We start from the raw sequence: 11,256 nt of genomic DNA, 5'->3' as shown, positions 1-11,256 counted from the left end.
GGCCTTGGCGTCCTCGAGCTTGCTCGGGTCGCCCGTTGCCACGGCCTTCATCGCCGTCACTGCCGCCGTTTGAAGGGCCTGCGGGTCGGAGCCACCGCTAGCCTCGCGGATTTGACGTTCGATATCGGCCATCGGATCGGTTGCGGCGGCAATCGAAGGCGCCGCTGTGGTCGCCGCGGCTGCTGCCGTCTTGCCGACACCGCCGACCACGCTCGAAAGGCCGCTGAACGCGCCGCCGACGAGCGCGCCAACCGAGGTCGTCAGAAGGTAGAGAATGACCAGCGTGGTGACGGCCCAGGAGGTGATGCCGTGGAAACCGCCTGTGGACTTGCCGGGACGGCCGGAGAGCCGGCTTGCCGCGTATGCGCCGATGAACGAGGCGACGATGCCGGAAACGACGAACCAGAGGCCGCCGATGATGGAGAAACTGGTCGCTGTAGGATTGTCCGATGTGGCGGGGTCGAGAACTGCAGCTCCAATTCCGACGCCGAGAAGATTGAGCAGGAACTGGGCCGCGAGGGCGAGCACGACGCCGGCAAACACGGCACCCCAAGATATCTTGTTGATGGTGGCCGTCATGCGCGGGTCAACCGGGTTGACCGCATACGAGGCATCGCCCGGCAGGCGGGAGATGGATGGTTGGGACATTGTAGGAGCCTCCAGAGCTTTTTCACGGTTCTGTGAATGCGGTCCCAACTCCCGCTTCATCCGAATGTTCCAAGAAGTGTTTCGCATCGGCTAGCCTGTAGCGGTCGCTTTGAGCGGCACCGATGCTGAGCAGGATGCAAAGGATGTGTCGAATGCCCGTGGCCTGATCGCGAAGGATTCAATGGTGACGCTGGGAACACGTATGTCCGCAAAGTTTTGCTGCGACTAGGGCGACCGACATTGTGCCTGACCGCAATTTAATCCCGGAGAAAGACAGTGAGAGGCCCGCTGCCGTTTAGGCGATCGACTCCGCACATGGTGTCAACTCGGATAGGAGGTCGACCGCCCTCAATTCCGCGGATATGCGTTCGATGTAGGCGGTCGCGAAATCTCGAATTTTGCCATCAATCTGGAAATTTGAAATCACTCGAACGCCCCTAGAGGGCCCCCAGCGTGATGTGTCGCTTGAAGGAACGCCACAAAGACCCCGCAGAATTGACCGCGGGGTTTCTTCGTTGAGCCAGATTTTACTGGCAATTGCCGGCGGCATCTTTGACTTGGCCCTGAACGCAGTCGGAAGAATCTTGCTTGCCCTGGGAGTCCTTGTCTTTCTCGGTGCTCGTGCCGGGGGAGGAAGTGCCGGAGCCGCTACCGGACATGCTGCCAGATCCGCTACCGGAACCTGACGCGCCGCCGGACTGGCCAGAACCACTTGTCCCACCAGAACCACCAGTTCCACCAGAGCCGCCGCTGGCCTGAGCCATGGCCGAAGTTGCAAGACCGATCGAAAGCGCCGAGACGGTGATGAGTTTCAGAAGCATTGGATTCTCCTATTTTGGCTTCGTTCTATCTCGAACCTCGTTTATCTTTTGAGGTTCCAGCCTAGCGTAAGAAAAAGTGGTCGACGTATGCAGCGTTAAGCTGCGCGGCTATGTCGTCGGCCTCCTCACGGGACAAGCCGCTGAGTTCGCGTCCGGATGCCTCTATAGGCACGCCCGTTTCCTCGTCGAGAACGGACCAGGAGCGAGCTGCCTGTTGCACGGACCTGGCCTTCGGTCCTTCTGTCAAATTGTGGTCAATCATGGGAACTCCCGTCGCCGAACCGCGGCGCGAAAAACAAGTTCCTCACGATTGCCCCACCTCATGCATCGCCGCATCATCCTGCTCGGGGCCGGAAGAGAAGCTCGGCGATATCATGAGATGGGAAATTTTGTTCACCGCCTGCAAGTGGGCAATGGTGCCGGTCCGGATCTGACCGCAGGTGCGCGCGGACTCGTGAACGCATGAAAACCATTAAGGCGGGGAACGTTCGTCGGCCATGCAAGTTTATCTGGAGTGAGCGCGGCGTAGCTCCGAACAACTGATCCTCCCCGTATTGAACAAAGGAATGTGAATGCGATTTCTCCGCGACAACGGACTGACCATTGTTCTCATCGCAGCTACCCTTGTCACAATCGTCGGCATGCTGCTCAGCGGATGTCAGAGCTTCAATCAGGAGCTAGCGGAACACGGTTTCCCTCAACTGACATTGCTGGAATACGCCGGGTCGGGCACTTTCCTATCGGCGTTGTTCGAGAACTGGGAGAGCGAATTCCTGCAAATGTCCGCCTACGTGGTTTTGACCGCCTTCCTCTTTCAGCGCGGCTCCGCAGAATCGAAAGATCCTGATGATCCCTCACCGCAGGACGAGGATTTTTCCGTACACGCTCATGATCCTCACGTGCCGGGGCCTTTGAGAGCCGGGCCGCTGGCGCAGAAACTCTATGCCTATTCGCTGGGCATAGTCCTGATACTCTTGTTTGTCGCAAGCTTCATTCTTCATCTGCTCGGCAGTGCTCAAGCGGAAAATGCCGAGGCCGCCCTGCACGGCCACCCCGCCGTGAGCCTTCTCAACCATCTGGGCAGCGCGCAGTTCTGGTTTGAATCATTTCAGAACTGGCAGTCGGAGTTCCTCTCCACCGCTGTTCTGGTGGTGCTGTCCATCTTCCTAAGGTTCAAGGGCTCGCCGGAATCAAAACCCGTTACAGCGCCGCATCACGAAACCGGTGGCTGAGAAGTCTGCTGCTCGATGAACGGCACCGTACTAAGTCACAGAGGCAAGAGCAGTGCATAACCTTGCCCAAGCGTACGCGCTCGCATCGAGACGTTAGCGATATCCAGTATCTTAAGTGTTTGGGATCGCGTGGCGTGGTTTGCTTTGCCCTTTCGTGCCCTTCGGAAGGCAGCACCAATGGCCCGAGACGCCCGGCAACGCTTTCTGGCGGCACAGGAAGCCTGCCTAGCGGCGCTCGACAATCGAGTGAAGCACCCAGCGCGGCCGCTTTCATTGCCATCGCCAGAGAAGCTGGACGCCGTATTCTTCGGTTTTCCACGCGATGGATCTGTATCGTCAAGCGGCGAACGGTAGCCCGCCAGACGACCATTCAATGGCGGCGCTCGCGGTGAGTACGCCTGCGCCAAGGCCAGCGAGAGCTGCTGCGACAGCGTGTCCTGCGAAGTCGGCTTTCGAAAGACCGCAACGTCCGCGAGGGAACGGGATGCTGCCCTTTTCGAACCTTTCCTTCGTTAAATGGGAACAGTTGCGACTAATCGAGGTTGAGGAGCAGAGAGGATTTCCGATCTCTTCATAAAGGAGTTCAAAATGTCACTACAAGCGGACCACAGACAAGCAAAGCCGGGTCGAAGTCTGGCGGCAGCAAGAGCTTCGACAACGCGCTCGAGTTCGACCGGCAAGCACGGCGGTTCACACGAGCAGCATGTCAAGCTGGCGAACCGAGCCATAAAAATTCGAAGCGAAATGGCCAGAGCATTCGCGGGGCTCTGACTCGCTAGCGGATCGGCCTATGCCGCCCACGACAGGCTCCAGGTACGGAGCAAATCAAGTCGACCAAGGGGATGAGCTTGGCGGAAATGACGTTGGACGATATCGAGAGACGACAGGCGCGCCGCGCGGAGCGCCGAGAAAAACAGCGGCGAGCGAATATCGATCGGGCGGAGACAATGCATCAGGTTCGGGTCGCCAATGAGCACCGTGCGACAAGAGAAACAGGTGGCGGACCATCGAGCGCTGTCCATGTTGGTTGTTCGGGTTGGTATTATTGGCATTGGAAAGGTCATTTCTATCCAGCAGACGTTCCGTCGAGCCGTTGGTTTTCGCTTTATGAACAACAATTCAAGACTGTCGAGTTGAATGCGCCCTTTTATTCCTGGCCGACGATTGGGGCGGTCAAGACTTGGTTGCGTCAGGCGAAGAGCGAGTTCGTCTATACGATCAAGGTGTGCGAGCTCATCACTCATATCAAGCGGTTTGACAACACCGGCACCCTCATTAAAGATTTCGGTTACATCGGCGATCTTCTCGGCGACCAAATGGGATGCTTTCTCTTTCAGCTCCCGCCAAGCGTCCGCTTCAGCCCGGAAACCTTACAATTGATCTTAAGCCAACTCGACGAGCGCCGACGCAACGTGGTTGAATTCCGGCACAAGAGTTGGTGGAACGACGATACTTTCAAAGCGTTTCAAGCCGCCGGGGCGATATTTTGCTCTTGCAGTGGTCCCCGCCTTCCAGACGAACTGGTAAGGACTGCCGACGATATCTACATTCGGTTCCACGGGACGACGCATTGGTATCGTCACGACTACAGTGAAGCAGAGCTTAGGGTATGGACCGACCGCGTAAGCCAAAGCGGCGCGAAAAGGGTTTGGGCGTACTTCAACAACGACCGTGATGGCAATGCCATCCGGAACGCAAAGCTTTTTAGGGCGCTGCTGCACCCCTCGGGTAGCTAGCTCTAAATCGACACCCGAGGCGGGGTTCAGGTCCGATTCATGAAGTGGACCACTGTTTCGCTACGAGCTGACGGACCGTCTCAAAAAAGCTCGCCATCGGTGATCGCCACACATGAATAACCTTGAGCATCAATTTTGGGTTTTTCCCCCGTAGTCAAACTCTCTTCTCGGCCAGTCGAACAATGACAGGCGCAGACGATCCCGATCATACAGACAGCGATCTTCATGGATCCAGCACGGGCGCGTTCCCGTGAGACGCTATCGCGGGCTCGATCTGACAACCACAGCCCACGAAAGCGCGATTTATAAAGGTTCACGGCATCCTCTTCCGGGGGTTTCGGATGCACTTTGACGCTCGTTCGGCGTTCTGGCTAACTTAACTCAACGCGACCAATCGGCGGTCCGCGAAGCCACTACCGCCTCGCGGATGACCGATGTCCGCATTGGATCGAGCGCCTCAATCGTTCAACGAGATTTCTCGTACAGCTTCTCAGCGATCTCGAACATCTCCTCTGGCGCGTAGTCGGGGGTGAAGGCCGATGGCACTCCTACGAACTGCTGGATCTTACCGCCTACCGGCATGCCTTCAACCACTTCGAGCTCGCCGGGCGGATCGCCTGGAAGCGCGACTTCGTCATTGCTCCAGATGCCAGCCATTTCCTTGTAGTCCTTGGAACTCCAGGTGTAGAGACGGCGATGCGATCCCTCGTCAAGGTACTTCTGGCATTCAGGAATGTTGGCCAGCGGAATGTTCGGGCACGGTAGGAACTTCTCTATCTCGACGCCCGTGATTTTCTTCAGCGCAAGAGCGTAGGCATGGGCATGAACCGAACCGCGCACGAGCAGGTAGCCGCAGACTTCGCGGCCAGTCGGATCGGACAGCGTCTCGTAGACGCGCAGCTTATGAAGGCGTGCGCCGCATTCCAGATGGAAGTTGTGAAGCAGGTCGAGGACGACGTTTCCCGTCGTGGTGATGAAGTCGTTGTTCCAGGGAACGCCGTTGCTGTTGACCGGCATCGCACCGCCGCCGCCCGAAAGGAAGGCCGCTGCCAGACGGATGTCTTTCATATCTTCGAAGGGCGCTCCGGAGATGTCGCCGCCGTCGCCGGCGTCTCCGTCAGGGATGTCGGGACCGTTGTTCAGCATGGCCACGCCGTTGCTGACTAGCTCGACATGGCCGAGTTCCTCGGCCGTGATGCTCGCGACGAGGCTGTAGAATGGCCGGAGCTTTTCTTTGGAGCGGAAATTGAAGCTCTGGAACATGTAGTTCCCGAGCGTGGACATCTCGCCATACTTTCCGCCAAGAAGCTCTTGAAGAGCGGCGGCGGCGTTCGGATCGGCCCGTTTCGGGGCAGGCAGCTCGGCCTGGAGCTGGTCGACTCGCATAAACATAAGTTCGTCCTTTCGTTGGAGACCTACGGCGAACCACAGCTAGAGCCGATTGTTCCTGAAGTTTCTTGGGCGGAGCCTCTGACGTCGGTGTGTTGGATAAAATCTGCACACCAGGCTCGCGAGCTCGCGACTCGCTGAACCGCTTGAGCAGCGCTCAAGCTGCTCGACGCCGCAGAGATAATCGAACGTTGCGGCAGCCCTGTCTCCCCCGCTATGTGGTATGTGCTCGTCTGATCGGCGGGATCTGTAAGAAAACGCCGAAAATTCTCTCGGACAGAGGCGGGAGACGCCTGCTCTTTGGCGGCGTCGCAGCAAAACTTCATCATGCTTTCGTATGCAAGTCCGCGTTTTCCAGGAGGCCATTCGTCCATGAAGTCAAATAGATCGTCTAAGCCCGCGATTTCCTGCAGGAAGTACTTCCGCTGAACGTAAAGCGGTCGATCAAACATCGCGAGTGCATCGTACCTCCTCTGCTGGCTGGTTAACCGACGATGACTGAGCGTGGAAAATGGTCTTCAAGAGTGAAGCGCCCGGTCTGTCATTGACCGGGCGCTTCCTGCGAGGTGGTAGCCCTCATGGCTTCCACCAGTTCGTCATAAGCGCGGATGCCTCTATTGAAGTTGCGGGCAACGGCCGTCATCAGTTCGGCGACCGCCGCCGGCTCCTTCGATACTCCGCGTTCGCGCGCAATGGTCTTGACGACATCGACGCATATGCGGAGGTCTTTGCTCGAAAGATGACTGCTCGTCATCTGCCGCTCAAAAGGAATGCCCGCCGGTTTGGCGACGGGCACTCCTGCTTAGAAGTCCATGCCGGCGCCGGCCGGGATGGCCGGAGCCGCGTCCTTCTTGGGCTTTTCGGCGATCATCGCCTCCGTCGTTACCAGCAGGCCGGCAACCGAAGCAGCATCCTGGAGCGCGGTGCGCACGACCTTGGCCGGATCAATGACGCCCTGAGCGTAGAGATCACCGTACTCGCCGGTCTGCGCGTTCCAGCCGTAGGAGAAATCGGCCTTCTCACGCAGCTTGCCGACAATCACGGAGCCTTCTGCACCGGCATTCTCGGCGATCTGGCGAACAGGTGCTTCGATCGCGCGGCGGACGATCTCTACGCCGACCTTCTGGTCCTGGTTGGGGGTAGTGAGATTGTCGAGCGCCCTCACGGCACGCAGCAGCGCCACGCCACCGCCCGGCAGGATGCCTTCCTCGACGGCGGCGCGGGTTGCATGCAGGGCGTCGTCGACGCGGTCCTTCTTCTCCTTGACCTCAACTTCCGTCGAGCCGCCGACGCGGATGACGGCAACGCCACCGGCAAGCTTGGCCAGCCGCTCCTGCAGCTTCTCGCGGTCGTAGTCGGAGGTGGTCTCCTCGATCTGGGCGCGGATCTGTGCAACGCGGCCGTCGATCTCGGCTTTGGAGCCAACGCCGTCGATGATTGTGGTGTTTTCCTTTTCGATCGCCACCTTCTTCGCGCGGCCGAGCATGTTCAGAGTGACATTCTCAAGCTTGATGCCGAGGTCTTCGGAAATGACGGTGCCGCCTGTCAGGATGGCGATGTCCTCCAGCATCGCCTTGCGGCGATCGCCGAAGCCCGGAGCCTTGACAGCAGCAATCTTCAGGCCGCCACGCAGCTTGTTGACGACGAGTGTGGCAAGGGCTTCGCCTTCGACGTCTTCAGCGATGATGAGCAACGGCTTGGAGGACTGCACGACGGCTTCGAGGACCGGCAGCAAGGACTGCAGGTTCGACAGCTTCTTTTCGTGGATGAGGATATACGGATCCTCGAACTCGACGCGCATCTTGTCCTGGTTGGTGACGAAGTAGGGGCTCAGGTAACCGCGGTCGAACTGCATGCCTTCGACCACTTCAAGTCCGGTCTCGGCGGTCTTGGCTTCCTCGACGGTGATGACGCCCTCATTACCGACCTTTTCCATCGCTTCGGCTAGGTACTTGCCGATCTCCTCGTCGCCGTTGGCCGAGACAGTGCCGACCTGGGCGATCTCGGAGTTGCTGGTGATCTTTCGGGCGTTGGTCTTCAGTTCCTTGACGACGGCGTCGACCGCAATATCGATGCCGCGCTTCAGGTCCATCGGGTTCATGCCCGATGCAACAGCCTTGGCGCCTTCCTTCACGATAGCCTGGGCGAGAACGGTCGCGGTGGTCGTGCCGTCGCCGGCCAGTCATTGGTCTTCGACGCCACTTCGCGCAGCATCTGCGCGCCCATGTTTTCGAACTTGTCTTCGAGCTCGATTTCCTTGGCAACCGAAACGCCGTCCTTGGTAATGCGCGGGGCGCCGTAGGACTTGTCGATAACGACATTGCGACCCTTGGGGCCGAGCGTCACCTTGACGGCATTGGCAAGAATATCGACCCCACGCAACATACGCTCACGGGCATCGGTATTGAATTTGACTTCTTTCGCAGCCATGTCTTCACTCCTTCAATAGGCAGCTTTTTGACTGATATCGTTCGCCTGACATCCAGGGGGTCAGGCGGCTTTTTTCTGCTCGGCCTGGGCCTCGATGATTCCCAGGACATCACTTTCCTTCATGATCAGCAGGTCTTCACCGTTGATCTTGATTTCGGTGCCGGACCATTTGCCGAACAGGATGCGATCGCCCGCCTTGACGTCGAGCGCCTGGATCTGGCCGGCTTCGTTGCGTGCACCGGGACCGACGGCGATGACCTCGCCTTCCTGCGGTTTTTCCTTGGCGGTGTCGGGAATGATGATGCCGCCCTTGGTCTTTTCCTGGCTTTCGACCCGGCGGACAAGAATGCGATCATGAAGCGGTCGGAACGACATGTTTTCCTCCGTTGAGCAAAAATGATGACGTTAAAGACCCTGGCCGGACCGGATGACCAGTCCGGGCGGGTGCGAACCTCATTGAGCGTTCGCGCGAAAAATTTATTTTTGAGATTTTTTGATTTCAAGAGGGATAAGCAAAAAATTAGCACTCGTGTGTCGTGGCTGCTAACATACTGAAAAGGAACAACAAACGGGACGCTCGCGTTAAAAATTGTTGATGGCCATGAAATTTTGCGCCACTGTCGCACTGTCATGAAACGGAGATGAAGCATGCACTTCTCATCGGACCTGGAGCGTCAACTCAACGGCTATGGACTGACCACTGCGCATATCCTCTATCGCATTCCAGACTTCGAATCCGTCCTGCAGACTTACGTTTGGCAGGACTACGATCTCGCACCTGATTTTCCCGAGATGCACAAGTTCCTCGACTTCTGGCGCGACAGCCTCGACGGACCGCTGCATTCCGTGCGCTACACCCACCAACGGCTTATAGGACCGAACGAGTGGCGCCGCGTTGAAGGCGAGTTCAAGCTTCACTGAGTCTTGAAAGAGAATTTTCCTGTTCCTAGGTCTTTCGCGGCCGAGGCTCGATAAGCTCGGTCAGTATCGCACGTCTGTTCAGAGTGAGACCGGAATGGAAAAGAAGATCGAAAATATTAAAGACCTCAGCATTGAGGAACGTGAAGAGGTCTTTGCTGATATCGCTCGCGTCCTGGAGGGGACTGCGCACGAGGCCTATGTCGAAGGAAACCGCCATTTTGCCGTGCTCTCGGCCAACATGGCTCAGGCAATCCGCGTCAATGCCGATGAACTTGCCCGCGACGAGGTCCAAAACGCCGAGCGCGTATTGCTGCAGGCAACGGCCATGATATCGCAGTTTAAAGCCGTTCATCCCTACCCGATGGTGAGCAAGGCCGTGCACTGACGATCACGGCGCCCTCGCTTCCTCGCGTGATCATCGCGCTATGATGATTGCGCTTTGGAAAGCCCGACCAGCGTGGCATGCAGGCGTTGCTTCACCACTGTATCCTGCCTGCCGACAGCAAGGACCAGATCCCGCATGACGCTGCGAAGGCTATGGATCTGATCGAGGAGATCCATGACAACATCAACGCCCGCCTCGTTGACCCCCATGTCGCGCGTCAAGTCCAGGATCAGACGCGCGCGGGCCACATCTGCATCCCGGAAGTGGCGCTGGTTCTCGGCGACCTGCGGCGCAAGCCAGCCCTGCCCGATCCACAGTTCCAGGTCGGTCACTTCGATCTTGAGGTGATCACGAAATTCGTGGTCGTCCATGTTCAATCCTCCATGCTCTTTCGCGGATTTTGTGCCGCTCCAGCCGACCAACGAGCGACAAAGCCCGCCAACTCGTCATCCGGACGATCCGGCAACACGATCTTCAAGGTCGCATAGACGTCTCCAGCGTCGCCATTTCGGCGACGCACACCCTTGCCTTTTATACGCAGTGTCTTTCCGCTGCTGGAATTGGGCGGTAGGACCATGTTGACTGCGCCCGAGGGCGTCGGCACGCGCACCTTGCCGCCAAGCACGGCTTCGCTGAGTGACACTGGCAGGTCGAGGCGGATATCGTCGCCATCGCGGGTGAAAAAGCGGTGAGGCCTCACGCTGATATCGATCAGCGCATCGCCGGCAGGACCACCACCGAAACCGGCATCGCCCTTGCCCCGTAGTCGAATGGTCTGACCGTCACGCGTGCCGGCCGGAATCTGGACTTCAAGCGTGGATCCGCCGGGAAGGCTGACCTTGGTCTTCGCGCCATTGACCGCGTCGAGGAAATCGACTTCCAGGGAGAAATGGCGGTCCCGTCCGGAAGCACGAAAGGCAGACCCACCGCCGGGGCCTGCGCGGCGCGAGAAAAAGCTGGCGAAAATATCGTCTGCATCACCGAAGTCTGCAAAGCCCGCGCCATTGTGATAGGGTCCGTCAGGACCGCCTGCCGATGCATAGTCACGATAGAAGTTGCGGGGCGCTTGCTCGGCGCCAGTCATATCGATCTCACCGCGGTCAAAGCGACCACGCTTTTCCTCGTCGCTCAACAGCTCGTACGCAGCGGAAACGTCCTTGAATTGCGCTTCGGCGCGTTTATCGCCGGGGTTCAAGTCGGGATGCAGCTTCTTTGCGAGCTTGCGAAATGCGCTCTGAATGTCCTTTTGAGACGCATCCGGTTTCACGCCCAGAAGCTGGTATGGGTCTTGGCTCATACAGGTCTCCTGTCAGGAAATGGAATAACAATTCACGTTCTATATAAGCTGCCAAACTCAGCTTTGGAGAGGAACTGTCGGTGACCGGCGGATGACCAAGCGATTGACGGCGTGAGCGATAATCTCCTCCCGACGTGACCGGAAATGACGGTCGAAGTTTTTTCTGCGGGCACTCTTGAATCCGAAAACCCTGAAAACCAAATCGAATGCCGCCAGCCGCTGAGACAGGGCTGGCCTTGCTGGGAGCGCCGCTTTCGGCGCTCCCCTACCCATGTTGCTTCAAGGAGGATATGGCTATGGCAACATCTTACGACTACGCACCCCTGTTCCGCTCGAGCGTCGGTTTCGACCGGGTTTTCAATCTTCTGGAAAACGCCCAGCGTGCTCGCTCGATCAG

At 58.1% G+C, this 11,256-nt stretch carries 11 protein-coding genes and 2 pseudogenes; 5 read left to right on the top strand and 8 right to left on the bottom strand.

The window, feature by feature from the left end; all coding sequences use genetic code 11:
• On the bottom strand, positions 1–648 hold a 648-nt coding region (locus tag ACPYOI_RS32275; protein WP_481423904.1), incomplete at its 3' end, for a PhnA-like protein.
• 527 nt (positions 649–1,175) lie between these two features.
• On the bottom strand, positions 1,176–1,469 hold the full coding sequence (locus ACPYOI_RS32270) for an oxidoreductase (RefSeq protein ID WP_481423903.1): 294 nt from the start codon (positions 1,467–1,469) through the stop codon (positions 1,176–1,178).
• A gap of 572 nt (positions 1,470–2,041) precedes the next feature.
• Here ACPYOI_RS32270 and ACPYOI_RS32265 point away from each other — a divergent pair.
• Positions 2,042–2,701, top strand: a complete 660-nt coding sequence (locus tag ACPYOI_RS32265) for a DUF6766 family protein (RefSeq protein WP_481423902.1) — start codon at positions 2,042–2,044, stop codon at positions 2,699–2,701.
• Between the two features lie 857 nt (positions 2,702–3,558).
• Positions 3,559–4,437 carry a DUF72 domain-containing protein gene (locus ACPYOI_RS32260; RefSeq protein WP_481423905.1) on the top strand — a complete coding sequence of 293 codons (879 nt, stop codon included), beginning with the start codon at positions 3,559–3,561 and terminating at the stop codon, positions 4,435–4,437.
• A 465-nt stretch (positions 4,438–4,902) separates the two neighbouring features.
• Here ACPYOI_RS32260 and ACPYOI_RS32255 read toward each other — a convergent pair whose 3' ends face one another.
• From ACPYOI_RS32255 to groES, 4 genes and pseudogenes are all read right to left on the bottom strand, one after another.
• Positions 4,903–5,829 carry a manganese catalase family protein gene (locus ACPYOI_RS32255; protein WP_481423901.1) on the bottom strand — a complete coding sequence of 309 codons (927 nt, stop codon included), beginning with the start codon at positions 5,827–5,829 and terminating at the stop codon, positions 4,903–4,905.
• Between the two features lie 538 nt (positions 5,830–6,367).
• Positions 6,368–6,580, bottom strand: a complete 213-nt coding sequence (locus ACPYOI_RS32250; RefSeq protein ID WP_481423900.1) for a hypothetical protein — start codon at positions 6,578–6,580, stop codon at positions 6,368–6,370.
• Positions 6,581–6,628: 48 nt separating this feature from the next.
• A pseudogene (groL, locus tag ACPYOI_RS32245) lies at positions 6,629–8,256 on the bottom strand (chaperonin GroEL).
• Between the two features lie 60 nt (positions 8,257–8,316).
• Positions 8,317–8,631, bottom strand: coding sequence for a co-chaperone GroES (groES, locus tag ACPYOI_RS32240; protein ID WP_481423899.1), 315 nt, complete (start codon positions 8,629–8,631; stop codon positions 8,317–8,319).
• Between the two features lie 273 nt (positions 8,632–8,904).
• Between groES and ACPYOI_RS32235 the strand changes: the two genes are divergently transcribed.
• Both ACPYOI_RS32235 and ACPYOI_RS32230 read left to right on the top strand, forming a co-directional pair.
• Entirely contained in the window at positions 8,905–9,177 is a 273-nt protein-coding gene (locus ACPYOI_RS32235; protein ID WP_481423898.1) for an usg protein, read from the top strand.
• 94 nt (positions 9,178–9,271) lie between these two features.
• Complete coding sequence (locus ACPYOI_RS32230; protein WP_481423897.1) at positions 9,272–9,562, top strand: hypothetical protein; 291 nt, start codon at positions 9,272–9,274, stop codon at positions 9,560–9,562.
• A gap of 38 nt (positions 9,563–9,600) precedes the next feature.
• On the opposite strand, the gene ACPYOI_RS32225 is transcribed toward ACPYOI_RS32230, so the two are convergent.
• Entirely contained in the window at positions 9,601–9,933 is a 333-nt protein-coding gene (locus ACPYOI_RS32225; RefSeq protein ID WP_481423896.1) for a chaperone modulator CbpM, read from the bottom strand.
• Between the two features lie 2 nt (positions 9,934–9,935).
• Positions 9,936–10,859: a DnaJ C-terminal domain-containing protein gene (locus ACPYOI_RS32220; protein WP_481423895.1), complete on the bottom strand. Its 924-nt coding sequence runs from the start codon at positions 10,857–10,859 to the stop codon at positions 9,936–9,938.
• 206 nt (positions 10,860–11,065) lie between these two features.
• Here ACPYOI_RS32220 and ACPYOI_RS32215 point away from each other — a divergent pair.
• Positions 11,066–11,256 (top strand): annotated as a pseudogene (locus tag ACPYOI_RS32215) (Hsp20 family protein); the annotation flags it as partial.

The organism is Rhizobium sp. SVR5-2C, from assembly GCF_056755115.1.
This window is presented reverse-complemented; position numbering and strand designations above follow the sequence as displayed.